18 protein-coding genes, 1 tRNA gene and 1 CRISPR repeat array (1 of these 20 only partly in view) are annotated in these 24455 nt (G+C 55.8%); of the genes, 4 read left to right on the top strand and 15 right to left on the bottom strand.

The genetic code is table 11. The features are described from left to right. A CRISPR array of direct repeats spans positions 1 to 2419; the repeat unit is 29 nt; unit sequence GGGCTCATCCCCACGTATGCGGGGAACAC; it begins 3225 nt to the left of the window's first position. 91 nt (positions 2420 to 2510) lie between these two features. The 7 genes from cas2e to casA all read right to left on the bottom strand — a co-directional run bounded on the left by cas2e (position 2511) and on the right by casA (position 8750). Further along, positions 2511 to 2858, bottom strand: a complete 348-nt coding sequence (gene cas2e / locus I6I94_RS01800) for a type I-E CRISPR-associated endoribonuclease Cas2e (RefSeq protein WP_052186548.1) — start codon at positions 2856 to 2858, stop codon at positions 2511 to 2513. Next, a complete protein-coding gene (gene cas1e / locus I6I94_RS01805; protein WP_408015302.1) occupies positions 2855 to 3778 on the bottom strand; it encodes a type I-E CRISPR-associated endonuclease Cas1e in 924 nt (307 codons plus the stop codon). The genes cas2e and cas1e overlap by 4 nt, the downstream gene beginning before the upstream one ends. A 120-nt stretch (positions 3779 to 3898) precedes the next feature. Next, positions 3899 to 4564, bottom strand: coding sequence for a type I-E CRISPR-associated protein Cas6/Cse3/CasE (gene cas6e / locus I6I94_RS01810; RefSeq protein WP_006888676.1), 666 nt, complete (start codon positions 4562 to 4564; stop codon positions 3899 to 3901). After that, positions 4561 to 5265 carry a type I-E CRISPR-associated protein Cas5/CasD gene (gene cas5e, locus I6I94_RS01815; RefSeq protein ID WP_039955221.1) on the bottom strand — a complete coding sequence of 235 codons (705 nt, stop codon included), beginning with the start codon at positions 5263 to 5265 and terminating at the stop codon, positions 4561 to 4563. The genes cas6e and cas5e overlap by 4 nt, the downstream gene beginning before the upstream one ends. A 2-nt stretch (positions 5266 to 5267) precedes the next feature. Further along, positions 5268 to 6401, bottom strand: a complete 1134-nt coding sequence (gene cas7e / locus I6I94_RS01820; protein WP_006888673.1) for a type I-E CRISPR-associated protein Cas7/Cse4/CasC — start codon at positions 6399 to 6401, stop codon at positions 5268 to 5270. A gap of 17 nt (positions 6402 to 6418) precedes the next feature. Continuing rightward, complete coding sequence (casB, locus tag I6I94_RS01825) at positions 6419 to 7042, bottom strand: type I-E CRISPR-associated protein Cse2/CasB (protein ID WP_051122103.1); 624 nt, start codon at positions 7040 to 7042, stop codon at positions 6419 to 6421. Continuing rightward, the gene (gene casA / locus I6I94_RS01830) at positions 7035 to 8750 is read right to left on the bottom strand and encodes a type I-E CRISPR-associated protein Cse1/CasA (protein ID WP_006888655.1); all 1716 of its coding nucleotides are present in this window, start codon (positions 8748 to 8750) and stop codon (positions 7035 to 7037) included. Before casA ends, casB begins: the two co-directional genes overlap by 8 nt. A gap of 344 nt (positions 8751 to 9094) precedes the next feature. On the opposite strand from casA, the gene I6I94_RS01835 reads away from it, so the two are divergent. Continuing rightward, positions 9095 to 12079: a CRISPR-associated helicase/endonuclease Cas3 gene (locus I6I94_RS01835; protein WP_006888657.1), complete on the top strand. Its 2985-nt coding sequence runs from the start codon at positions 9095 to 9097 to the stop codon at positions 12077 to 12079. A gap of 166 nt (positions 12080 to 12245) precedes the next feature. Here I6I94_RS01835 and I6I94_RS01840 read toward each other — a convergent pair. The 8 genes from I6I94_RS01840 to I6I94_RS01875 all read right to left on the bottom strand — a co-directional run bounded on the left by I6I94_RS01840 (position 12246) and on the right by I6I94_RS01875 (position 19189). Continuing rightward, positions 12246 to 12321, bottom strand: a tRNA-Gly gene (locus tag I6I94_RS01840). A 266-nt stretch (positions 12322 to 12587) separates the two neighbouring features. Next, positions 12588 to 12920 carry a hypothetical protein gene (locus I6I94_RS01845; protein ID WP_006888675.1) on the bottom strand — a complete coding sequence of 111 codons (333 nt, stop codon included), beginning with the start codon at positions 12918 to 12920 and terminating at the stop codon, positions 12588 to 12590. A gap of 2 nt (positions 12921 to 12922) precedes the next feature. Further along, entirely contained in the window at positions 12923 to 13207 is a 285-nt protein-coding gene (locus tag I6I94_RS01850; RefSeq protein WP_006888663.1) for a hypothetical protein, read from the bottom strand. Positions 13208 to 13384: 177 nt separating this feature from the next. After that, on the bottom strand, positions 13385 to 14893 hold the full coding sequence (gene gltX / locus I6I94_RS01855; RefSeq protein WP_006888664.1) for a glutamate--tRNA ligase: 1509 nt from the start codon (positions 14891 to 14893) through the stop codon (positions 13385 to 13387). A gap of 85 nt (positions 14894 to 14978) precedes the next feature. Then, complete coding sequence (locus I6I94_RS01860) at positions 14979 to 15734, bottom strand: fumarylacetoacetate hydrolase family protein (RefSeq protein WP_006888677.1); 756 nt, start codon at positions 15732 to 15734, stop codon at positions 14979 to 14981. 64 nt (positions 15735 to 15798) lie between these two features. Continuing rightward, entirely contained in the window at positions 15799 to 16596 is a 798-nt protein-coding gene (locus I6I94_RS01865) for a glycosyltransferase (protein WP_006888686.1), read from the bottom strand. 185 nt (positions 16597 to 16781) lie between these two features. Further along, on the bottom strand, positions 16782 to 17879 hold the full coding sequence (locus I6I94_RS01870) for a branched-chain amino acid aminotransferase (RefSeq protein ID WP_006888658.1): 1098 nt from the start codon (positions 17877 to 17879) through the stop codon (positions 16782 to 16784). Positions 17880 to 18124: 245 nt separating this feature from the next. Then, entirely contained in the window at positions 18125 to 19189 is a 1065-nt protein-coding gene (locus tag I6I94_RS01875; protein ID WP_006888682.1) for a 3-isopropylmalate dehydrogenase, read from the bottom strand. Positions 19190 to 19346: 157 nt separating this feature from the next. On the opposite strand from I6I94_RS01875, the gene I6I94_RS01880 reads away from it, so the two are divergent. The 3 genes from I6I94_RS01880 to I6I94_RS01890 all read left to right on the top strand — a co-directional run bounded on the left by I6I94_RS01880 (position 19347) and on the right by I6I94_RS01890 (position 24285). Further along, positions 19347 to 20621 (top strand): sensor histidine kinase, encoded by a 1275-nt coding sequence (locus I6I94_RS01880; RefSeq protein ID WP_006888683.1) that lies wholly within the window; start codon positions 19347 to 19349, stop codon positions 20619 to 20621. 42 nt (positions 20622 to 20663) lie between these two features. Next, positions 20664 to 21383, top strand: a complete 720-nt coding sequence (locus tag I6I94_RS01885; protein ID WP_006888659.1) for a response regulator — start codon at positions 20664 to 20666, stop codon at positions 21381 to 21383. A 112-nt stretch (positions 21384 to 21495) separates the two neighbouring features. Next, on the top strand, positions 21496 to 24285 hold the full coding sequence (locus I6I94_RS01890) for an ABC transporter permease (protein ID WP_006888668.1): 2790 nt from the start codon (positions 21496 to 21498) through the stop codon (positions 24283 to 24285). The last annotated feature ends 170 nt before the right edge of the window (positions 24286 to 24455 follow it).

Below are 24455 nucleotides of genomic sequence, written 5' to 3' on the forward strand. Positions count from 1 at the left end.
AGCTTTTCGGGCTCATCCCCACGTATGCGGGGAACACGGCGGGCGGCTCCTAGCCGAAATCGTAGATGCGGGCTCATCCCCACGTATGCGGGGAACACGGTTCTTTACGTCGTCCTCAGCGATACGGAATGGGCTCATCCCCACGTATGCGGGGAACACTTGGACGTATCAACCGGCTTGAGGCCGGTAATGGGCTCATCCCCACGTATGCGGGGAACACCGGATAGCGCGTCGTGAAGAAAAAGAGTCGTAGGGCTCATCCCCACGTATGCGGGGAACACTCCTACGGGGTCATTATGACCGTAGATGAAGCCGGGCTCATCCCCACGTATGCGGGGAACACGTAGTACCTGAAATCGTGAACACTGTCCAAAAGGGCTCATCCCCACGTATGCGGGGAACACCGACCAATGTTCTCATTGACCCGGAAGAGGAAGGGCTCATCCCCACGTATGCGGGGAACACGTGTAGATTGTGCGGATCGCAGTACCCCAGTCGGGCTCATCCCCACGTATGCGGGGAACACCTGCTTGATAAAGTTATCATCTGGTAGGGGATGGGCTCATCCCCACGTATGCGGGGAACACCGCAGGCTTGCCAGGCCCGTGTCAGCATCAGCGGGCTCATCCCCACGTATGCGGGGAACACTACTCATTGTCGCGGCGCAGAAATACGGCATCGGGCTCATCCCCACGTATGCGGGGAACACATGTCGGAGGAGAGGAAGGGAGAGACGAAGTCGGGCTCATCCCCACGTATGCGGGGAACACTAGGACGCTGGGATTAGCGGCCATGGAGGAGTGGGCTCATCCCCACGTATGCGGGGAACACGCTGCTCTGGGGTTCGTAGGGGGTGTCGTCAAGGGCTCATCCCCACGTATGCGGGGAACACCTGCAGGCCAGCACGAGTGAGTCTTTCGCGTCGGGCTCATCCCCACGTATGCGGGGAACACCAGTCGCCGGGCGGGCGTACCCTTTCTAATGGGGGCTCATCCCCACGTATGCGGGGAACACAAAACACAGAACGGTACGCACCGATCCACGGCGGGCTCATCCCCACGTATGCGGGGAACACGTCGAATGTTCCATGTGCCGTACGAAGAGGCAGGGCTCATCCCCACGTATGCGGGGAACACCGACAGCGGTATTTCTACCCGGCCTCGATCGGGGGCTCATCCCCACGTATGCGGGGAACACCACGGGCACAACAGAAACCTCGAAAAGCTTGAGGGCTCATCCCCACGTATGCGGGGAACACCACGGGCACAACAGAAACCTCGAAAAGCTTGAGGGCTCATCCCCACGTATGCGGGGAACACCGTGACTGGCATTCGGCGTCACCCCGCGCAGGGGGCTCATCCCCACGTATGCGGGGAACACCCGATTTTAGCTTCTCATGGCTCCGAACACTCGGGCTCATCCCCACGTATGCGGGGAACACACCCTCTACACACCCACGGCTAAAGCAGGCGTGGGCTCATCCCCACGTATGCGGGGAACACTCCAGACCGCCGTCGTTGTAGGCCTTGTCCATGGGCTCATCCCCACGTATGCGGGGAACACCTGTCTGGTGCAGGCGCTTCTTAGCTGAGGGGGGGGCTCATCCCCACGTATGCGGGGAACACCACCGTCAGACGGTACGTTAGGCGGTGTAGTCGGGCTCATCCCCACGTATGCGGGGAACACCTGGAAGACGAATACGAACTTGACACGCTAGGGGGCTCATCCCCACGTATGCGGGGAACACTTCATGGCGAAATTCCACGCCGGGATAAAAGTGGGCTCATCCCCACGTATGCGGGGAACACCCTGGCCGCACACCGCACCAGCTGCGGCATTGGGGCTCATCCCCACGTATGCGGGGAACACGCGGATAATTTTTTGGAGAGTGACCCGAAAACGGGCTCATCCCCACGTATGCGGGGAACACGCTCATGGATTCCCAGTCGATGGCTTCGAGGTGGGCTCATCCCCACGTATGCGGGGAACACCCAAATCATCGCTGAAGCCGGTCTCATTGAAAGGGCTCATCCCCACGTATGCGGGGAACACAGGCAAAAAAATTTTTTTGCCTCGCCCATTGCGGGCTCATCCCCACGTATGCGGGGAACACCATGACCTGTTCCCAAGTCTGTTGCCACTCAGGGGCTCATCCCCACGTATGCGGGGAACACGAAAACAATGGCGAGTACATGACAATCGAAGAGGGCTCATCCCCACGTATGCGGGGAACACCTACCCTCAAGAGCATTGTGGGTGAAGAGAATGGGCTCATCCCCACGTATGCGGGGAACACCTGCTGTAGCTTTTTGTAGTCATGCCACGTCGGGGCTCATCCCCACGTATGCGGGGAACACCATATGGCGCGCGGGCCGCGTTCAAAAGCTCAGTGGCTCATCCCCACGTATGCGGGGAACACACTTGCTGACATGGGGTTTTATCCCCACACACCAAGTTTTAGAATTAGTTTGGAGCCCAAAGCCAGTATTAACCCTACACGATTTTCGAGCTTATCGCCGCCGGGAAGCACGCCTATACCTGCTAGCTTTGCTCCACCCTTTTCGTGGCCCAAGGTCCTCTTTCGGTGCAGACGGGCGCATCATAAGTTTTACCCCTTCAAAGTCGACAGGCTCCCACGGATGACGGTGCACTTTAAACTCAAGACGCTGCTCATTATCAGCCGAATACACCATAAGCGCGCTACCATCACTACACGTTGTAGTAATACGGTTCCACAGGTGCTCACGCACGCGGGCGCTCACCTTTCCTACGAATACCCCGGCACTAATTTCAAGAAGCCAGCGTGTTAAATCCCCGCGTAAGCCAACAGGGCAAGCTGAAAGGACAACCACAATCATAGTTCCCCCTCATCATCACTGTAATTATGTCCGCTTTTTTGATCCCCACCGCGTTCATTCCATAAAGCTACAACATCAGCCTCTAATGTATCGTCACTAATTTCATCAGGTACCAGTAAACGCTGAATATCCCGCGCTACCCGCTGCATAATCTTTTCACCACGAATACGGTCACGAACAGCACGACGAGTAATAGACCCAATGTCTTGGCCTTCCTCATGCGCAGCAGCCACCTGAAAAGCAACAGGAATAGTAATGTCAGCCTTATACAAATCCGCAATATCATATACGAAAGACCAGGCGTGTCCCGTGTGTACAAACCCTAAACCAGGTGCACACCCAAGAGCCACAATTGCCGCATGCACTATTCCGTAGAGACACGCATGACCGGCTGAAAGCGCCTGATTAATGGGGTCGCTATCCCCAAAGTCGTTCGGGTTATAGTCACGCCGGGACCACGGAACACCGGTCTTATCAGACCAGTACCTATATACACGCCGCACGCGAGCGCCTTCACGCCCGCGAAGCTGCTGCATCGTTAACTGGCTGGTATCTTCCCCAGGGAAACGCCACGCATACATGGCGCGTGCAACCTCTAAACGGGAACGAGTATTTGAAACTTTTTCTGCCTGTGCTATTAGCAGTCGAGATGAACGCGCTAAAGATCGGCCATGTGCATAGTAACGTACCCCTTGTTCCCCAACCCAGATAGCAGAGGTACCGCACTCACCAAGTAGAGCCATTGCCTGATGGGTTACACGGGTGCCAGGCCCTAACAATAAAGCGCTTAATGACGCCGCAGGGATATGTGTTACCCCTCGCTCTTCTGTGACAGTAATAGCATTATCAGCACGGTGAATTGTTGCATGTTCCACATAGATATACGAAAGACGTTCAGAGCTCCTCGTCAGTTCGCTCACGCTTGGCGGGGTAGCACCAATCATTTTTCCTCCTTGAAGAATGAACAAGTCGATAATACCTGTCTACTTATGCAGCAGGCGGGGCGCTAAACAGCGCCCCGCCTAAACAAGGTAGAGATTTTACTGGGCAAGTGGCGCTAAAGTCATAAGACCCATACCATAAGCTTTACCTCGACCCATACCGTTAACCAGTGCCTCGCGGAACTGCTCAACATTAGTGATACGCAGAGCACCATCAAATTGCGCTTTACGCAAGGTGACCCGTCCTACGTGCCCACCGGTATCACGGCGGCTGAAGGAAAGATCGTGACGGCCCGTCACAGTAGGGGCGTCCTCAAGCTCCTGGCCTTCCGCCGGGATGATCTCGAACCCCCATTGTGAAGCGCGCTCACGCAACCAAGCACTTTGCTGAACCGGTGTTACATGTGGCCATGTCTTACCGCTTTTAACCTGGCGTTTTACCGGATTGGCAGCAAGCCTGAACCCCCATTCCTGCCCGTTCTCCAGTTTCGCGAGTAGGCGCCCGTAGTGGGCGCTTTCCCCTGGCCGGGTATTCCATCCTGCCTGCTCAACCAGAGCCGAGAAGTCAGGCTTTTCCGGGCTTAGCACATACAGCACATACTGGTGACCGGTGATGTCTAGACGCCATAGTATGCGCCCATCTTCGTTTTTTATGTCTGGCGGGTTGGTTGCCATGACGGCTGCGTGCAGAGCCTGCGGGCTGCTTAACAGTTTGCGAGCGCCCCGGCGCTGTGGATTAATGAGGAATTTTGAGAAGTATGTCATGCTTCGGTCACCGTCCTCATAAAGTTAACGTCGCTGTGACGTTTGCCTTTGGGGTTCTCAACTGTCTTAGGTTCGGCAGAAACTACAGCCCGTACTGCGTATTGCCGATGTTCCTGGTTAAAGCTCACCGGAACATCCTGTACTAGATCTCCCTGCTCACCAGATTTTGCATCCCGCAGAATACGCAGCTGTACAGGATCGGGGAACTCAGCGCGGCGGTGCTCAGGCACATGCCACTCTTCATTCCGCAAGGCTTCTTCAGCAGATTCTTCACGAATACCAAGTACAAGGTCATACCCTGCTGGGCAGGAACGCCGCCCTAAATATAACGGGTACACCGGTTTCTTAAGCGCTGACTCGATATTCTTGAGGACCTCTTGGTCTCCTTCTACAGCAGCCACAAAAACTGCATCTGAAAGATAATAACGAGTGGACAGCGATGCCGCACCATTCGGGTCTGTCGCCCAGTCCTTCGCGGTCTGGTAGTCGCGCAGTAAAGTGCCCGGCGCGTCCACACGCACCGCAAAGTTAAGCCGAGCGAGGTCATCTACGGGCTCCGTCCGTGCACGTCCTAAAGCTGCAGCTATCAAGCCAATAACGCCAGATTTGCTGGGTTCATGCCCGGAATCTCGACGGCGGTATCGGCTTTGTGTACCCCAGGACTGCATTGGCCCGCTCAGTTTAAGGAGCAGACTAGGCATGACTATGACTCCTGACCAACCAGCTCGGTCAGCTGACTTTCAAGGGAAGCTAGAAGTTCCTTTAAGGTGACAGTTTCTCCCATATTTGACAGTGCTTCACGTAGCTCGCCAAGCGCTACCACGTATGAAACCTTAGGCTCATATCCGTAGGCTTCACGGATATTTGCTGCTTCCGTCGCTAACGCATGGGCGGCTGCGAGACGGCGTCCTTCGGATGATTTCTCTGTAACAGGCTTTTCGAATGCATTAATGTAAGAGATCGGGCGATCCTCACGCACCGTTACAATTACTGCCTCAGGCAGAGTACGTGCAGCAAACGTATTCTGTTTCCCGGTGGGCATCGAGTCAATGAAAGCACGGATAAAAGCGAGGGTAGCTTCAACGGTGGCAGCTGCTGAACCGCCTAGGTTAGTTTTCAGAGCGTCCACGTTGATGTTGGCGTAACGGTAAAGGGTACTGGAGGCCATCTCGATGGTGCCGATCATTCCGGCACCGGTTTCATCCTCAGACTCCCGGATTACGTCGTCGACGGCAGTGTAGTAGTCAAAATCAGGTTCCGAACCATGTACCCCAAGGGCATGTGCCACCTGGCAAGCGGCATCCACGTTGAAATCTGGGGCGTCGGCCAGCATACGGCCAAAGAGTGCAATATCAACACTATGTTTAGTATCCAGAATGTCTTTGACTTCTTTAGCGGGGATTTTCTCGCCGTTAGCCTCTATGATGGCGTTGGCAAGACGGGTAATCTGCTGGTTGCTCAGGAAGAGAAGGTAACCTGATACAGCGCGGCCAGTATTTTCTTCTCCCTTCTTGGCTTTAGGTTTCTCAAGTTTGATTTTGGCCGCTTTGAAAGCATCCACAACAGCTGATTCGGCTTTATCTGGGTCAAAATCAGGGCTGATATTGGTGATGCGGTCTACAATCATGTCGGCAACCTGGCGGGTGCGAACACCGATTTCAGAGCGGTCTAAGTGTTCTTCAAAGTTACGGCGGATGACTGATTTCCATGCCTGGCTAGAGACACGCTGGCGGCTCACACCGCCAAAAATAGCAGATTTCGGGCTTCCGGTATCGTCACGGTTAATGTTTGACGGGGGAAGAGTTTGCAGAGCGTGAATATCAACAAAGAACGACATAGTTCTTATCCTTTCAATTAGTTATTAGAGGTTTCCTCTGAGGTTTTAGATTTCTTGGGTTCGTAGCCATACAAAAAGTCACGGCTCCAGCGCAGAATAACCGCATCGCGTTTTTCAGGATTTAGTAACTGCATGTAATCCTGAGCAAATTGCCCATAGTCAAAAGCAATTTCTTCTGACCGTAGAAGTGTTATGAGACTACGCAAATAATGCCTGCGTGCCGATTCACTTCGTGCTTTTAACAATGCGTCGAATCGTTTTTTCATGGATTCGCTGGTCTGCAGAACAAGTTGTCCCACTGCCGTACCAAACCTAAAGTTTGGCACATGCATTGGTTGTGACCGTGATTGTTGATGCAAAGCAAATAACGTGACAGCGGCATAGGTTGCTTGTTCCCCATGGCTAACGGCATCGTTGTATCCCAAGTATCGTTTGGGGAATTGGGGTATGTCTGTATTATTCCCGAAGATAATTTCCCAAAGCCCTGGATGGTTTGCGGGATCGTCACCTGCACCACGACGTAGCTGTGCCAATTGGGCAGTAGCAAGAGGGCTACCCTGTTTTTCTTTCTGTTCGTAGAGCCACGTGACTTTGCGGGTAACATATATCCGCAAAGTATTATGGTTCCCCACATCATGCATGATTTTCCTCCTGAACACGGGTAATTGTTGAAGAATACGCGAGAGGCAGAAGCTTATACAGTCGGCCGCCAAACTGACGGCGTGCTTTAGCCGTATTGTAGAGCTGCTCATCGTAGATAGTTCCTATGGCAGCTTTAGGGCCAGCACTCACAGCAAGCTGGTCAGCCTCACTCTCAAGGATGCGACGTACTTTTGACTGCCATTTAGCGGCTTGTGCAGAGACATCGTCAGAAACGCTCAGATCTGCAAGCCAGCTGCGGAATTCATCTTCCATACGGTGCAAAATACTTTCCGTTACGGAAGGACGGAATTCGTATTCCTTACCAGCAGCACGAAGCAGGTTTCCTGCATACTGCCCAAGCGCAATGGACGCGTCCATGGTTAGCTGAATATTGTCACGCACCATTGCAGAAATTTCGGCACCTTGTTCCGTGAGAATACCTAGTTCTAAGGTCACAGACTCATCAATAGTTTCTTCAACGATAGAACTTTGAGTACCATACACCATGCCCACCAGCTGAATTTTAGTTTTTGTATCAGGTGAAAAATACTTACCGCTGGAGATTTGACGGATAACAGTAGCAGGTTTGTTCTGCTTTTCTTGAGAAGAAGACAACCTGGTTAGTAGCGCATCTGCTCCTCGCCATAAAGTGCGTTCGGCGCTGTGTGTTTGAGGCATCCAGACATAGTGAGTTTGAGTAGACTGATTTTTGCTAAAGCGGTAGGCGGTTAACGGGTCTGTATAAGTATTCCTGTCAAGCCACTTATCACCATTCGATACAAGCACCCCAGTGACTCGCCCATTTTCAGGGAAAAGACGAACACGGCGCGACTGCCAGGTCAGAATTTCACACATACCAGCTGCGGGCGCAGGCTCATCTTTATACTTGGTGGGGTCACCACCCTTATATGCACGAGGGGCGGCGGTATCGGGAAGCTCTCGTTCCCAAACAGGCTTGTCTTGTAAAGCGATCCGGTGACTCTTACCTTTCACCTTTTCGACGTTGAGAAGCTGCTCATAATCAATGCAATACAGCAAGGTTTCGATTAGGTTCTCACCATGAATAATAATCTTCCCTGTAGTTCCATACCAACCTACGCCGATAGGGTATCCCCTACCTCCCTTAACACGAGGATCTCCTACAGCACCAGATTTAATGCCCGAATAATCGTATGCCTGCACAGTCACCAGGTACCGTGCCGCTTCGGCGTAGCTCAGCGACGTCAATGCCTGTTCAGCACGCATTGAGAAGTACTCGCTCTCGGAGTCAAGCACCAGACGCGATACAGGTTTTACCTCACCTTTACTCGTGTGCAGATCAGCGACCTGCATAAAGGGACGCTCGGCATCAAAAAGATTGAAACGATCCTGATATTTCTTTAGGTAGTCCTGTACGAAGTACAACTGTTCAGATCCACCCGAGGAAATATTTTGAATCCACTTCTTGGGTTCACGGTACAGTTCCCCGTATTCCTCTGTATTTTCCAGAACCGCACGGAAGAATATGGCAACAGCAACCCCGAGAATTGCAACATCAGTCGTTGCATCACCCGAGTGAATTTTACGGATTGAGTTGCTCTCATCGAACAGTTGTTTTAAGGAAACTTCCTGGGTCTGCCCTGATACATAAAGAACTGGAATCCATGGTTCATTACACAAGTTGAAGTCGGGGCTAGTGTTACTTTGCACCGACTGATCATCAGACATGGCCCACTACTCCTTTCAGCATTGATGGAATTCACACACCCAAATTTGTCGCACGATGACGAAATTCTGGGCGTATTTTCTTCCCATACCCCAAAATGGGAGGTATGGGCTTCACGAGCACTTTGCCGCCTCATAAAGGATCAGCTGAGTACAGGTTCAGTGTAGACCCGCATGAAATATTAAGTCAAGAAGGAAACGTACAAAGTTTTGAAATAAACTTAAAGCGAGAAGATCCCCAGAGAAATCTGGGGAACACTTTAAGAAGAAACCGTACAAAAGGCTCATCCCGCGCTTCTCGCCTCGCGGGAACAGTGACTTATAACTATAGCCAATAAGAGGTTAGAATGACAGTCGAAAATACTAAACACCCTAGTCAGCTTGCTACAGCAGAGACATCATCCCTCTGGGCAAAAACCGGAACGGACGAAACCCCAAGCATTGGTCTTTCCCTACCTCAACACATGACAGATGCAGGATCTGTAGCCGCCGAACTATGGGATAAGTGGCTCTCCCCTGGCGCTAAACAACGCATTATGAAGATGCTCAATCTCACACAGGATGAGGCCAAGTCTTTCGCCTGTTGGGTTGCCGCCACCCACGATATAGGCAAAGCGACCCCAGAGTTTGCAGGACAGCTAGACTCACGCGGCAGAGAAGAACTCCGCGTGTTTCGAGACAGGATTGAAGAACACAAGTTTAATTTTCCCAATCACCTCACCACTCCACCCGCAGGAACACGATGCCCTCATTCAACCTATAGCCAGAGCATCCTTATTAAGCTGCTTACAGAACATTACACAGACGACGCAGAGACCGCTGGGACAATCGCAAGTATCGCGGGGGCTCACCATGGTGTACCCGCCGCATACACTCCAGGAACACCCGGACAAGATTTTGCTATCTTTGAGGCCCTCAACGACAAGTGGCATCAAGCGTGGCATGAACTTTTCGAGATGACGCTGGAGCAAACTGGCGCAGATCAGGTTCTTCAGAAACTCATGTCAGGTACCAAAATCCCTGTTGCCGTGCAGCTTTATCTTACGGGCCTGGTGATTATGGCGGATTGGATCGCTTCTAACCCAACGTTTTTCCCTATGGGAACTTTTGATGTTGAGGCTCAGCGCAAACGCCTCAATCAAGGCTGGGATACCCTTGGTCTTGAGCATCCTTGGGGTGCATATACTGGGGACGCTGCCGCTTCTGACCTATACAGCTCACGGTTTGGGTGGAAAAATCCCACTCTACGACCAATGCAGGAGGTAGTGGCTAATGCTGCACGTGCTATGAAGGGCGGCGGCATGATGTGTATTGAGGCCCCCATGGGACAGGGTAAAACTGAGGCTGGACTCATCGCTGCCGAAATTCTAGCCCAAGAAACAGGACGCAGCGGGCTCGCCTTTGCCGCCCCTACTCAAGCGACGTCAAACGCACTGTTTGATCGGGTCAAAGCATGGGCGCAAGGGCCTGCTGGCGGTTTTGAACCGCACACTATGTTTTTAGGCCATGCAAAAAACCAACAGCAAGATTCTTTCCGCTACCTACAGCGAGCTGATATTTTCGATTCAGAAGCCGACATTGAAGGGAAACAGAGTATACGCCCTAATACTTCAGTAGCACGCCACAGCTGGATAGGCGGTCGAAAACGCGGCATTCTTTCGACCTTCGTCGTGTGTACTATCGACCAGATTCTTATGATGGCTCTACAGTCACGCCATGTGATGCTTCGCCACCTTGGACTGGGTTCTAAAGTCGTCATCATCGACGAGGTGCACGCCTACGATGCCTATATGGGTGTTTACCTCAAGGAGGCACTCTACTGGCTGGGTCAGATGAACGCACCTGTTATTCTCATGTCGGCTACTTTACCTGCGCATGTTCGCACCTCTTTGATGGAGAGTTACGCGGAAGGTCTTGAAATTCAGGATTCTACTGATTGGGACTTTGATGATGGTTTCGCTCTAGAGGATGTTACTGAGCCTTCTCTCGACCTAGATTACCCTGTTATTCATACACTCACCGCCGAGGATGGTTATACCCCGCGTAAATGGCAGGTAGCAGCACCCGAAGAGCAGGTAACGATCTCCATTCGTCAGATAAGCGATGAGTTCACCGACCTTGATAAGGTACTAGCACCCTTAGACAATGGGCACGGCTGTGCCGCGGTTATCTGTAATACTGTGGGCCGAGCGCAGGAAGCCTACGAGCATCTTCGGGCGAAGTTTGGTAATGATGTCATGCTGGCTCACTCCCGTTTTACTGCTAAACATCGTGCTGAAAAAGAAGCCGCTTTAGTTTCGCTGCTTGGCAAGGACTCCCACCGAGGCGATGGCCGCCCCGAACGTTTAATCGTGGTGGGAACACAGGTCATTGAACAGTCCCTGGATCTTGATTTTGATGTCATGGTGACCGACTTCGCCCCGGTAGATTTAGTGCTTCAGAGGCTGGGGCGTCTGCACCGCCATGAGCGTGATGATTCAGAACGGCCTAAGGAATATCTTTCACCCATCTGCTACGTTCGTGGTATTGAGACCTTTGGTTCTGAAGCCCAAGTTCCAGAGTTTCCCAAAGGTTCACGTTTGGTCTACGAGCCCGCTATCCTGCTCAGCAGCTATGCACGGTTACTCCCCTATTTTGCCGGAAAAACTCTGCGCATTCCGGCTGATATGAGCGGGCTTGTTCAGGAGGCTTACAAAGAATGTCCTGAGTACCCGGAGGCTTGGGATGGTGTTTACAAAGAAGCCCGTGAAGAGTCTGATAAACATCAAAAATGCGCTTCAGTAATGGCAGAGTCGTTCCTCTTGAAACGCCCGCAAAATCAACAAACAGTCATGGCAGACGTGATGAATAGTTACCTTGGCAAAAAGGATGGAACGCTCTCAGAAGATCAGATTGGTGAGGCACGTGTTCGTGATGGCGACGCTTCGCTTGAGGTGATCGCCATCGTAGTTGAGCGTGACGGAGACGGCCGCATTGACCGTTATCGTACAATCCCTAGTACCCTGCAGAAAACCCAAGAGATTGACTGGCACAATGCGAAAGACCCAAATGAGCCAGCCAATTCGCTAGCCTTTGAGCTATTAGCATCGACTATACGTCTGCCCTACCAGTACTCAGACTCTCCAAAGAACAGGGTCCGCTTTGAGGCAGCTCTTGATGAGCTGGAGGGTGAACGCATCGACTCATGGCAGAAGAACTTTATGCTTGCCGGTGAGCTTATCTTACCTTTTGAGCTGCAAGACTCCGGCTTCTACGAGGTGACGTTATGCGACTACCACCTGCGCTACTCTGCGGAGCTGGGCCTGCAATCCATAAAGCTAGATGACGAATAGCGAGAGAAAACTATTTGATATTCCCTTAGGCGGTATAAACCCATTGGGGCCTTATTCCCTCAAGGCTTATAGACGAGAATATGCGTCTATAAGCCGGGGTAAGGCAGGGAACCACTGAAGTTCAGCAAAGCGAAAGCCCCCGAAGGTTTTACCTTTGGGGGCTTGGTGGAGCGGTTGACGAGACTTGAACTCGCGACATCCACCTTGGCAAGGTGGTGCTCTACCAACTGAGCTACAACCGCGCAACGAAGAATACTATACCGAACTGTTGGGCACCCTGCAAGTCTTCATAGGCTTTGTGGGCGTGAAATTCCGCCTCTGAACCCGGAAAACTATCCCATAGAACGCTCTGACAAGCACAAACACTGGTGAGCATGGCCAATATTTTTCTGAGGTTTTTCTCATCGGGGTGCTGCTGTGCCTCAGCGATGGTTACGGTTCTGGGCGGGTGCGCAAGGCCCGACGGTTACTCCAGGTCACGACGAATACCGTGCCTTTGCCTGCTGCATTAAGCACCGTTCCTGTCCGTGCTTGGGTGCTCGTTTGCGGTCTTCCCGGTTTCTGGTTCGCTGTCGCTGTTCGTGCTGCTCTCAGCACCGGTGGAGGGCTGGCGTTTGCGCTGCGTTTCGGGGGCCACGCCGTCCTCGTTCATCTCATCTACCAGGCGCATTAGGAACGATTTTGCGTACACCATGCCGAACCCGAACAGCAGCGCACCCAGCACCCAGATCACGAACGTCACCCAGTCCCAGTGCCCGCCCAGCACCTGTTTTACCCCCACATACAGCAGCAGGGCGGCAACGGAAATCGTCAGTGCCAGCGCCACATCTTTGCGGGTCATCCTTATTGTCCTTTCTCCAGCTCAGTGCTGCTGGTGTCAGCGGCTTCAGCATGGGCTTTCTGCTGCGCCTCCCAGGCGTCTTGTTCGTCGTCAAAACGTGCCTCTTGGTAGGCGGCGAAATACGCCAGCAGGCTTGCCACCATAATCGCCACAATAGTCCACACAGACCGCAGCGCATCGGCAACGGTTGCAATGAGCATAATGATCGATGCGTTTGCGAACGCCATCACCGTGCCTTTACGGACGGCACGCCACACGCGTTTTTTACTGCTAAAAATCTCCAGCATCGTAGCCTCTCAGCGGTTCCTGCACTGCTATAAGCATAAGCTGTACGCACCCTGCGCCCATAGTGCGCGCACCACTCTACCGGTTGTGTACGGGGGTATAAGAGAACCGCCCGGCCCGCCCTGCGCGTGGCAGACGGCGGGTCGGGCGGCACTTTCAGAAAGGGGCTAAGTAATATTCTACTCCCCCAAATCGGCTGCTAGTTTACGCAGCCTCTTCAGCGATGATTCCTTCCCCAGAATCTGCATAGATTCGAACAGCGGCGGGGAGATACGCTCACCTGAAACTGCGATGCGTACAGGCCCGAATGCCAGGCGTGGCTTGATGTCCAGACCCTCAACGATCGCCGAACGCAGCGCCGCCTCAATGTGAGAAGAATCCCACTCGGTGATGGGTTCGAGCGCCTCAATGGCGGCGGCAAGAACCTGCGGGGCGGATTCTTTCAGCTGCTTACGCGCATCATCAGCCACCGTAATATCTTCATCAGCGGTGAAGAGGAACGCCAGAAGTTTAGGTGCCTCGCCCAGAAGCTGCATGCGCTCCTGCACCAGCGGGGCGGCCTGCGTGAGCACCTGCTCCTGCTGTTCGCTCAGCGGCTCCCCCAGCACGCCCGCCGCCTGCAGGTACGGCACCAGGCGGCCCCGGAAATCGGCGGCATCCAGGCGGCGAATGTGGTCGCCGTTAATGGCTTCGGCTTTTTTCACGTCGAAACGTGCCGGGTTACCCACCACATCGTGCACATCGAAATGCTGCACCAGCTCATCCACCGTGAACACGTCTTGGTCTGCTGAGAGCGACCAGCCCAGCAGTGAGAGGTAATTCAGCAGACCCTCTTTAATGAACCCGGCCTCACGCAGCAAAAACAGGTTCGATTCGGGGTCACGCTTTGAAAGCTTCTTATTACCCTGCCCCATCACATAGGGCAGGTGCCCAAATTCGGGGATGAACTCGGTAACACCCACATCAATGAGGGCACGGTACAGGGCGATCTGGCGCGGGGTTGACGAGAGCAGGTCTTCACCGCGCAGCACGTGGGTGATACCCATGAGCGCATCATCCACCGGGTTCACGAGAGTGTACAGCGGCTTGCCGTTTGCGCGCACCACCACATAGTCCGGTACCGAACCGGCCCGGAACGTGATTTCGCCGCGCACCAGGTCGTTAAACGTAATGTCTTCCTCAGGCATGCGCAGGCGCCACACGGGCTGGCGGCCTTCGGCGCGGAACGCCTCTTTCTGCTGCTCGGTTAGGGTGCGGTCATAGTTGTCGTACCCTAACTGCGGGTCTTCGCCTTTAGCTTTACGGCGTTCACGCACCTCATCGGGGGTTGAGAAATCTTCGTAAATGTAGCCGCCGTCTTTGAGTTTCTGAATGACCTCGGCGTACAGGTCCATGCGCTGCGACTGCCGGTACGGCTCGTGGGGGCCGCCCACGCCCACCCCTTCGTCCCAGTCAATGCCCAGCCAGTGCAGGCCTTCAAGCACCTGGTTGAACGACTCTTCCGAATCGCGGGCCGCGTCGGTGTCTTCGATACGGAACACCAGTTTTCCGCCGGTGTGGTGCGCGTACGCCCAGTTGAACAGGGCGGTGCGTACCATACCCACATGCGGGGTTCCGGTCGGTGAGGGGCAGAAACGGACGCGGGTCTGGCTCGCGTCTGCGAGCGCGGGGCCGCGGTATTCGGTCATTGTTGTTCTCCTATATATGTGTCAGAGGTTTCGGTGACGGGGCGGGGTGCTGTTCGGTACCCGCTTACCTGGTGCCGGGTGGGGGTTAGCTGCGGATTCGGGTGACGAGCGCGCCGATTCCTTCAACTTCCACCTCGACCTCGTTGCCTTCGTGCAGCACGGTGGTTCCTGCGGGGGTTCCGGTGAGGATAATGTCGCCCGGTAAGAGGGTGAAGACTTCTGATGCGGCGGCGACCAGTTCAGCCACGCTGTAGTGCATCTCGGAGGTGTTGCCTTCTTGGAGGGTGTCACCGTCTACCCAGGTGGTGATGTTCAGCGAGTCGGTGTCGAGCTGGGTTTCGATCCAGGGCCCGAGCGGGGTTGAGCCGTCGAAGCTTTTAGCGCGTGTCCATTGGGCGTCGGTGTCCATGACGTCGCGGGCGGTGAGGTCGTTGGCTACGGTGTAGCCGAACACGACTTCGGGTACGCGTTCTAGCGGCACGGATTTTGCGATGCGCCCGATGACGACGGCGAGTTCACCTTCGGGGCTGACCGCTTCGGAGTAGTCAGGGAGGGTGACGGGGTCGCCGGGGCCTACCACGGTGGTGTTGGGTTTGGTGAAGAACTGTGGTGCGGCCGGTGCCGGTGTGCCCGCCCAGTTGGCGATAGCGCCGATTACTTTTGAGCGTGGGATGATGGGCGCGAGCAGGCGCACATCATCTAGCCGGTGGGTTGCACCGGTTGGTTCTATGCCGTTGTAGAACGGGTCACCGGCGAGAACGCGCAGGGTTTCGGCGCCTTCTTCGCCTTCGACGAGGCCGAAGTGTAGTTCGTCATCTACGGTAAATCGTGCAATACGCATACCCTCTAGGGTACCAGCCCGGCGGTGGTGTCAGCCGCCGGGTTGTCTGCGGCTGCGGTGGGGTTTAGCGGGCGCGGAAGTACACGGGTTCGCGGCCGGTGCGTCCGCGGCGGGCGTTAATGGTGGCGCGGATGGTTTTGAGGGCTTGCTCTTCGCGTTGGGGGGCGTATTCTTGTTGGCTTTCTTGGGCATCCCATTGGCGGTGGTAGACGAGTACGTCGGGTACCCGCAGCCCTTGGGTGTCTTCTGCGACGTGCAGGAGCAGCCCCAGGTTTTCGGCGCTGTTGAGGGCGGGCCAGCCTGCGGCTTGGAGTACGCGGTCGGTACGGTAGATGACGGCGCCGGGGTGTAGCGGGAAGGGCACGGTCCAGAGCCCGGCGAGGGCGCCTTCGGGGTAGGTTTCTGGGGTGTTGGCCCAGTGTTCGGTGCGTTCGCCGGTGCCGTGGATGAGCATGTTTGCGGCGGCCCACCCGGCGTCTGGGTTTTTCTCAAGCTGGTGGATGGTGGCGGCCACGCCTTCGGGGTTGAGCACGTCGTCGGCGTCGAGTTTGAGCAGGTATTCGGCCTCGACCGTAGGGAGTGCGGTGTTGCGGGCCACGGAGGCGCCGCTGCAGAGTTTGCCGGTGGTTAGTTGTGCGTCTGCGTGTTCGACGGGTTGGGTGCTCACGCCGTCCCACACCACGATCCACTGGATGTTGAGGTGGTTGCGGGTTTGGGCCACGGATTGGGCGGTTTCGTGCAGGTGGTCGGCGCGGTCGGGGGCTACGGCGGTAATAATGGCCAGCTTGTGCATGGGGTCTCCCTCGGTTGAACCTGATGTATCGGTGGCGCGCACCCGCACCGTGTGGTTTTGAGTGCGCAAAAGGAGGCCCTGCACGGGTGTGACCCGGTTCAGAACCTCCCTTCTGCTTGTCTCAAGTGTACCCCGGCGCGGTGGTGGCGGGTAGGGAATCGGCACGGATTTTAAGCGCGAAACGTGGCTTTCCGGCCGGGGCTGCCTCTATGAGGTGCGTTTCGGTCGAAAAGCCACGTGCGGGGGTGAGCTTTTTAGACGAGGCGGGTCATCCAGCCGTGGCGGTCTTCTACCGTGCCGGTCTGAATACCCACGAGCTCTTCACGCAGGCTCTTGGAGATCTCACCGAACCCTTCGGAGGCTGCGGGAATCTCAAAATCAGCGGCTTTGAGCTTGCCGATGGGGGCGATGACCGCTGCGGTGCCGCAGGCGCACACCTCTGTAATATCGCCGGAGGCCACGCCGTCACGCCACTCGTTCAGGGTGATGGGGCGTTCCTCAACGGTTATTCCGCGGTCTTTGGCCAGCTGCAGAATTGAGGAGCGAGTAACGCCTTCTAGGATTGTTCCGGTCAGTTCGGGGGTGACCAGCTTGTTCTCTTTGCCGTAGATGAAGAATACGTTCATGCCGCCCAGCTCTTCGAGCGCATCGTTGCGGTGCGGGTCTTTGAAGATCACCTGTTTGCAGCCGTTTTCTTCGCCTTCAAGCTGGGCGATCATGGCGGCAGCATAGTTACCGCCGCATTTTGCAGTGCCAGTACCGCCTTCACCAGCGCGGGCGTACTTCGTGGACAGCCAGATATCCACCGGCTCGGGGGTGCCGAAGTAGTTGCCAGCAGGCGACCCAATCACGTGGTACTCCACGTGACGTGCGGGGCGGACCCCCAGGTACGCCTCGGTCGCAATCATAAACGGACGGAAGTAAAACGCCTCTCCCTCACCGCTGGGAACCCATTTTTCGTCTGCCTGCACCAGCTGTTTCAGGGATTCGATGAAGGTCTCTTCGGGCAGCTGAGGCAGCGCCATACGATGCGCTGATCGGTTCAGGCGCGCCGCGTTCTTCTCGGGCCGGAATGTCCACACCGAGCCGTCCGCGTGGCGGTAGCCCTTAATACCCTCGAAGATTTCCTGGCCATAGTGAAAAACTGCGGCGGCGGGATCTAAGCTGAGCGGACCGTAGGCGTGCACCCGCGCGTTCGACCATTCACCGCCGGTCTTATAATCACCGTTCCAGTCGATGCTAACCATATGATCCGTAAAATAGTCGCCAAACCCGGGGTCGGCTAGGATCTCGGCGCGGAGGGCGTCGCTGGCGGGGTTTTGGTTCGTTTCGTGGCTGAATTCGATGGCCATCGAGGTTCTTCTTCCGTGAGAGTTCGTTACTTGGTGTGCCGCCCGCGAATGAAGGTGAGCGGTGCGCATCGTTAAACTGCGCGGGTGGCGCGTGGGGATGCTGTGGTTCGTGACCACGCCAGCGGTGGGCAAACCGTGTGTGCTCGCCGCACCCTGTTTTAGGGTACCCGATATGGGGGCACCGCGCATATTACTGCCGGGCACCGCACACCCGTGCTGGGGTGCGGGCGCCCCGCTGGTGGTGGTTAGCCGATAAAGCCCAGCACGTCGTCACCAACCTCAACGGTAGTGCGGGTGCGAGCGCCATTGGCGCGCATGTCGGCCTCGACTGCTTCCTCAATGCGCACGGCGGTCGACTCATAGCCCAGGTGCCGCAGCAGCAGGGCCGCTGCGAGGATTGTGGCGGTCGGGTTTGCCTTATTCTGCCCCGCAATATCGGGGGCTGAACCGTGCACGGGCTCGAACATTGAGGGGAACTTCCCCACCGCATTAATATTGCCGGAGGCGGCGTACCCGATACCGCCGGTTACTGCACCGGCTTGGTCGGTCAGGATGTCACCGAATAGGTTATCGGTTACGATCACGTCGAACCGTGAGGGGTTAGTGGTCATGAAAATTGTTGCCGCATCAATGTGCAGGTAGTCGGTCTGCACATCGGGGAATTCACGCCCGATCTCCTCAAAAAGGCGGGTGTACAGGCGGCCAGCATGCACCAGCACATTCGTTTTGTGGATGAGGGTCAGCTTCTTGCGGCGGGCTTGTGCCAGCTCAAAGGCGTACCGGATCAGGCGGCTGACCCCGTGTGCGGTGTTGAGCGACACTTCAGTCGCTATCTGCTCCTGCGTGCCCTCACGCAGGGTACCGCCGTTACCCGCATAGGGGCCTTCGGTGCCTTCACGTACCACCACGAAGTCGATCTCGCCGGGGCTGCTCAGCGGCGACACCGCCCCCGGGTACAGCCGCGCGGGGCGCAGGTTAATGTAGTGGTCAAACGCGAAGCGTAGTTTCAGAAGCATCTCACGCTCAATCAGGCCCGAGGGGATATCACCGCTGCGCGGGTCGGCACCAATAGCGCCGAAAAGAATAGCGTCGTGCTTTTTCAGCGCATCCATGGTGCTCTCGGGCAGGGTCTCACCAGTTTTTAGCCAGTGCTCAGCCCCAAGCGAGTAGTCGGTTGAGGTCACGGCGATGCTATCGAGCTCGCATACACGGTCAAGTACGCGCCGGGCCTGAGCAATAATTTCGGGGCCGATACCGTCGCCAGCGATCACGGCGAGGTCAATACTGTTGGTGAGGTGCTGTTCAGTCATGCTACTACCCTACTGCTGGTGCGGAACCACGCCCACACACAACCCCGCGAATCTCACAGTGTGGGCAGCCTGAGAACCCCAGCACTTATCATGATGCAGCTGGCGCACATGGCCTTCTCATACCTGAGTAGTAGCTACCCACCGATAAACTTAACCCATGGACTTCACTAGCCGCGTTAATAACTTCCTCGACAAACACCACCGGTGGGGTAATGCCGCGGCTGTTCTGAGCATTCAGATGCTCACCCTGCTGATCTGTTTAGGAACCGCTGACCGTGATGCGGGCGTCGCCTTTATTACTGCGGGTGTGACTACCACCAGCCTGTACTACCGGTACCGCAACCCCTACGGCAGCATCTATGTTTTTACGGTGGCGCTGCTCCTTTCGCTTTTCGCCCCCACCGTCGTTATTTACTCCTACCTGCCGGTGTTATTGGCCGCGTACCATACCGGCCGGCATTGGAACCAAAAAGGACGAGCACGCGCATTTATTGGCGGGTGGGTTATCTCATTCCTGGTGGGAGTCCGTAGTTTTATAGCGCTGCTTCATAGCCTCAGCCCGAATGAACCGGTGCTTAATGCCGCCGGTGCAGCTTTCATAGCGCTCTTCGCCCTCTTCTTTTGCGGGCTCACGTTCTCGTTCTTCTGGTTTTTTGGTGCTTCACGGCGTATGCGTGTGCTGCTGCAAGACGAAATCCGTGAGCGCGCCATGCGTCTAGAATTTGAGCAGCAGCAGGAGCGGCGGCTGGCGGCTCAGGACGAACGCACCCGTATTGCCCGGGAAATGCACGATATTGTGGCGCATTCACTCTCCAGTATTATTACGCAGGCCGATGGGGCGCGGTATGCCTCAGCGGCGGCACGGCAGGCTAGCGAAGAAGCCACCGACGCAGATGGCTCACAGCCGGAAACATCTCAAAAAATTGCGGAGCAAACACTCGATACGATCGCCACAACGGCGCGTGGTTCTCTTGCACAGATGCGTTCACTGCTTGGAATACTGCGCACCGACGAGGTGACCATGTACACCCCCGCCCCCAGCCTGGGTGAGGTGCCGATGCTGGTGGAGCAGACACGCGATTCGGGGGTTCCAATCGAGTTCTCGGGTATTAGCGGGGTGCCGCGAGGCACCCTGCCGCAGGGGGCTGAGCTGGCAGCGTACCGGGTGGTGCAGGAGGCGCTGACGAACATCCTTAAGCACGCCCGTGACGCGCAGCAGGTGCAGCTGGTGGTGGCCTGGGACAGGGCGGGGCTGGGCATTAGTGCACACAATAGCGCCCCGCAGGGTAAGTTTTCCCCGGTGCCGGGGTCAGGTAACGGGCTGCGCGGCATGGCGGAGCGTGTGAACATGTATGAGGGTGAGCTGAGCTACGGCCCGGACGTTCAGGGCGGTTACACGGTGCGGGCGCACCTGCCATACCGAGAAATTTAGTCAGTGTAGGTTTTGGTTAATTATTCGTGAAGGAGCGTAATAGTGGATGAAAAGATTACGGTAATGCTGGTTGATGATCAGCAGCTGGTGCGTGGCGGGCTGAAGATGCTCGTGGACTCTCAACCCGATTTGCAGGTGGTGATGGAAGCCGATGACGGCGCCGCCGCTGTGGATAGTTATGCGCGCCTGGCGGAGCAGGGGCACGCACCGAACATTGTGCTCATGGATGTGCGCATGCCGGTACTAGACGGGCTGCAGGCGGCCACGCGCATCCTTGAAATGCACGCCCCCCAATCGCACGTAATTATGCTGACCACCTTCGATTTGGATGAGTACGTGTACTCGGCGGTACGGGCCGGTGCGAGCGGGTTTCTGCTCAAAGACGCCCCGCCGGAGGAGCTGCTGGGGGCGGTGCGCACAGTGTACCGGGGGGATGCGGTGATCGCGCCTTCGGCCACGCGCCGCCTGCTCAAGCACATGATCCCGGTACTGGATACCTCCAGGGAAAATGCTGCAGCCGAAGCGCCACCACAGGAGCAGCCGGTGCTGCAGCATCAGGAACTTATTGAGCAGCTGACCCCGCGCGAGTATGAGGTGCTGAAACTGGTGGCTGAGGGCCTGTCGAACTCTGAGATCGGTCGGGAGCTGGTGCTTTCCGAGGCGACCATTAAAACACACGTGTCGCATGTGTTGAATAAATTGGACGCACGGGATCGTGTGCAGGCGGTCATCATGGCGTACGAGGCGGGGATCGTGAGCTAAAAGGCGGGAAACCCACGGCGGTGGGTGCGGGCGTGTACGACTGAAACGGTAAAGCTGGACGATAAAAGTAGTGGGAAAATTGGCGAAAAAGGCAACGATGAGGGCACCGTTAGTGACGCTGGTTCGCGCAAATGCGCGCGCCTCATGGCGTAAATACGCGCTCACGGGGGCAGCTGTGGGGATCTCGGCGTTTTTCTTAGCCATGGTAATTCTGCTGAGCCTGTCATTCAACGCCGCTTTTGATGCCCACTATGAGGATAGGGTCTCACGCAGTGACGCCGTTGTGGTGCCGCAAACGCTGTTAATGTCGCCAAGTCCCAACAACGGCCCAGACACTCTGACCACTGAGCAGGTGCAGCGCGTCAGGAATGACCCCCATGTTGAGGCCGCCTGGGAACTGGTGGAAGAATCCTACATCGCCACCGGAACAACTGATAAGTATTTTGTACTCCGAGAGGTTCCTACTCGCACCGATATGTTCCCCTATGCGGTGAATGGCCGCATGCCAGTTAACGAACGGGAAGTGGTGGTCTCTGAGCACGTAGCCGCTGATTTACATCTAAATATTGGTGATACGCTCAGGGGCAACAGTACAACCCGCCATACGCTGGGTGAATACCGTATTGTGGGTACGTTTAAGCCAGCGATGCAGCAGTCTGACGAAATGATCTCTGTATACGCTGGCGGTTTGTCGCTAACCCGGCCGGGAGCGTCCTCAGACGCCATTCAGGGTTTAGCCATTAAGCTTAAACCCGGGTCTAGTCTCCGGGACTTGATCGAGTCAACGGGACTGAACGGGTTCGGCGGGGCCAATCCCGGTGGGCACGCACTCGCAGTAATAACTCCCCACCAATATGCTGATGCTATGCGCGGAATCCAGCATATAGTTCTAGTGGTGCTGACCAGCTCAATGCTCAGCTTCGCCATACTGGCGGTGTTGGTTTCCGCATTTGTTATCTCTAATACCCTGAATGTGCTCATGGCTCAACGCACCCGCGAACTGTCACTGCTGCGAACAGTGGGGATGAATAAACGCTCGCTCCTTGCCCTGGGGCTGGGGGAAGCGGCAATTATGGGTGTGGTATCTTCACTGGCTGGTATTGTCTTAGCCTATATCTTGTTCGCGGTGGGCACCTTGCTGCTGGATCGTTCCTCCCGTTTCTCAATAACCATCTCAACTGTGCAGGCTATTACCAAGCTCGTGTTCAGTTCATCGCTCATGCCAGCGGCAATAACCCTAGCCGTATGTTGTACCACCACGCTCATTGCGGCACTTCTGCCAGCGGTGACGGCGATGCGTATTTCTCCGGTACAGGGTCTGCGGCAAGGCACAAAGATCGCGGTACATGCCGGTGGTCGGGTGCAGACCATCCTAGGAACCGTGTTTTTCCTGCTTGCTACGGGCTTAGTAGCCTGGGGGTTGTTCCATTCAATAGGTATAGAAGATATTACTGATACAGGATGGCAGAAACGGTTCATATTCTCGGCACTTGGGATAGCGTGCCTGCTGGTGGCGCTGGTGTTCCTTGCTTATCGGTTTATACCGCTGCTGGTACGCGGGTGGGCGGCGCTTATTGCCCGCACATTAACGGGTGAGATTGCCCGAGCGAACGCGTTGCGCTCCCCCAAACGTACAGTGGCGACCGGGCGTGCCCTGCTGGTGGGGGCGGTTCTGGTGGGTGTTGTGCTCTCTGGCCGGGCCACGCTGGAGTCAATGGCGATGCACACCGTTGACCAGCAGAAGGCTGCGGCAGCATCCCTGTATTTTGGTGCGCCCTCTGCGCTGCCCACACGCTCTGCACCATCCGATGCGCAACATACTGCCGAGCAACAGCCGCAGCAGCGCGCTGATGCTTCTGATCCTTCTGCCGCTGAGACATCGCTGCGTCAGGCACGTGAAGCAGCCCAACAGGTGCGCAGCATAGCGGATGTATCCTCGGTTTCTCTGGTGGAGTATGCTGGCGGGTTCGACTATCTGGAGACTGAGCCGTACCACAGGTTCGTTCAGAACCGCATGAGCGAGCAGGAATACCAGCGTCTGCGCGCCGAAGAATCTACCGCATCCCTGGCGAATACGTATGCGGTTGATACCGCAGATATTACTACGGTACTTCCCGGAGCTGACTCTCATCTGCTGGATGGGGACACGGTGGCACTCTCCCGGCAGGACTGGGAATCCTACCGGGCTGGCGAAACCGGCGAATTCCGGTTTGTTGGCCCCACCGGGGAGATCAAGCTTAAACCTGTACCGTCAAACCTTGACAACCACTCCCCGTATGTCTCCCGTGCAACGGCCGCAAAAGTACAAGACCTTGAGCACCCCCGCACGGTTGAAGGAAGCACTGGGGGCGGCTCCCAGCTGATCATGCAGACCAAACCGCTTACCGGCAATAAAGCTAAAGAACTACGCGAAAACCTGCAGCATATTGCCTCGAAGCATCAGGGGCATTACGTGCTTGGCACCGTTGACACGCGCGCTGCTCTCACCCAAAGTATGGATTATACCGTGTATATTTATATGGCGCTGCTGTCGCTCACGCTGCTGATTTCAATGCTGGGGGTGGCGAACACTATCGCGCTTTCAGGGTACGAGCGGGCACATGAAAACGCGCTCTTACGGGTGTTGGGGCTCTCGCGCACACAGCTGCGTTCGGTAGTGATCATGGAAGCGGTGCTGATTACATTCGCAACCGTCACCATTGGGCTTGCTGGCGGTACCATCATCGGTTTCGTAGGCGCCCGGGCAATGGTTCCGGAGCAGTACGAGCTGGTGTACACCATACCGTGGGTGGGGTACGGTTTCACGCTTCTCGCCTCTCTCGTGGCGGCTATCCTCTGCTCGTTTATCCCGGCGGTGCGCGTTTCGCGGCGTTCCCCGGTGGAGGGGCTGCGGACCGACTAAATAATGTCTTGGGCGGGTGCACACATGACGGATTATTTATTACCTTGTAAATAAATTAGTTGCTATGTAAAGCACTAACGCATGTAAGGCTACTTTTTAGCCCGCTCTGACTCCCCACTGCGGTGTTTCCCTAAAAATCATCCTAAAGGATGAGGGATATAACAGGTATT

Origin of the sequence: Rothia aeria (assembly GCF_016726365.1) — a bacterium.
GTDB classification, from domain to species: Bacteria; Actinomycetota; Actinomycetes; order Actinomycetales; family Micrococcaceae; genus Rothia; species Rothia aeria.

Excerpts from the sequence above, each read along its gene's own strand:
- cas2e (WP_052186548.1), bottom strand. The coding sequence starts at position 2,858 with ATGATTGTGGTTGTCCTTTCAGCTTGCCCTGTTGGCTTACGCGGGGAT.
- cas6e (WP_006888676.1), bottom strand. The coding sequence starts at position 4,564 with ATGACATACTTCTCAAAATTCCTCATTAATCCACAGCGCCGGGGCGCT.
- cas5e (WP_039955221.1), bottom strand. The coding sequence starts at position 5,265 with ATGCCTAGTCTGCTCCTTAAACTGAGCGGGCCAATGCAGTCCTGGGGT.
- cas7e (WP_006888673.1), bottom strand. The coding sequence starts at position 6,401 with ATGTCGTTCTTTGTTGATATTCACGCTCTGCAAACTCTTCCCCCGTCA.
- casB (WP_051122103.1), bottom strand. The coding sequence starts at position 7,042 with ATGCATGATGTGGGGAACCATAATACTTTGCGGATATATGTTACCCGC.
- casA (WP_006888655.1), bottom strand. The coding sequence starts at position 8,750 with ATGTCTGATGATCAGTCGGTGCAAAGTAACACTAGCCCCGACTTCAAC.
- I6I94_RS01835 (WP_006888657.1), top strand. The coding sequence starts at position 9,095 with ATGACAGTCGAAAATACTAAACACCCTAGTCAGCTTGCTACAGCAGAG.
- I6I94_RS01845 (WP_006888675.1), bottom strand. The coding sequence starts at position 12,920 with ATGACCCGCAAAGATGTGGCGCTGGCACTGACGATTTCCGTTGCCGCC.
- I6I94_RS01850 (WP_006888663.1), bottom strand. The coding sequence starts at position 13,207 with ATGCTGGAGATTTTTAGCAGTAAAAAACGCGTGTGGCGTGCCGTCCGT.
- gltX (WP_006888664.1), bottom strand. The coding sequence starts at position 14,893 with ATGACCGAATACCGCGGCCCCGCGCTCGCAGACGCGAGCCAGACCCGC.
- I6I94_RS01860 (WP_006888677.1), bottom strand. The coding sequence starts at position 15,734 with ATGCGTATTGCACGATTTACCGTAGATGACGAACTACACTTCGGCCTC.
- I6I94_RS01870 (WP_006888658.1), bottom strand. The coding sequence starts at position 17,879 with ATGGCCATCGAATTCAGCCACGAAACGAACCAAAACCCCGCCAGCGAC.
- I6I94_RS01875 (WP_006888682.1), bottom strand. The coding sequence starts at position 19,189 with ATGACTGAACAGCACCTCACCAACAGTATTGACCTCGCCGTGATCGCT.
- I6I94_RS01880 (WP_006888683.1), top strand. The coding sequence starts at position 19,347 with ATGGACTTCACTAGCCGCGTTAATAACTTCCTCGACAAACACCACCGG.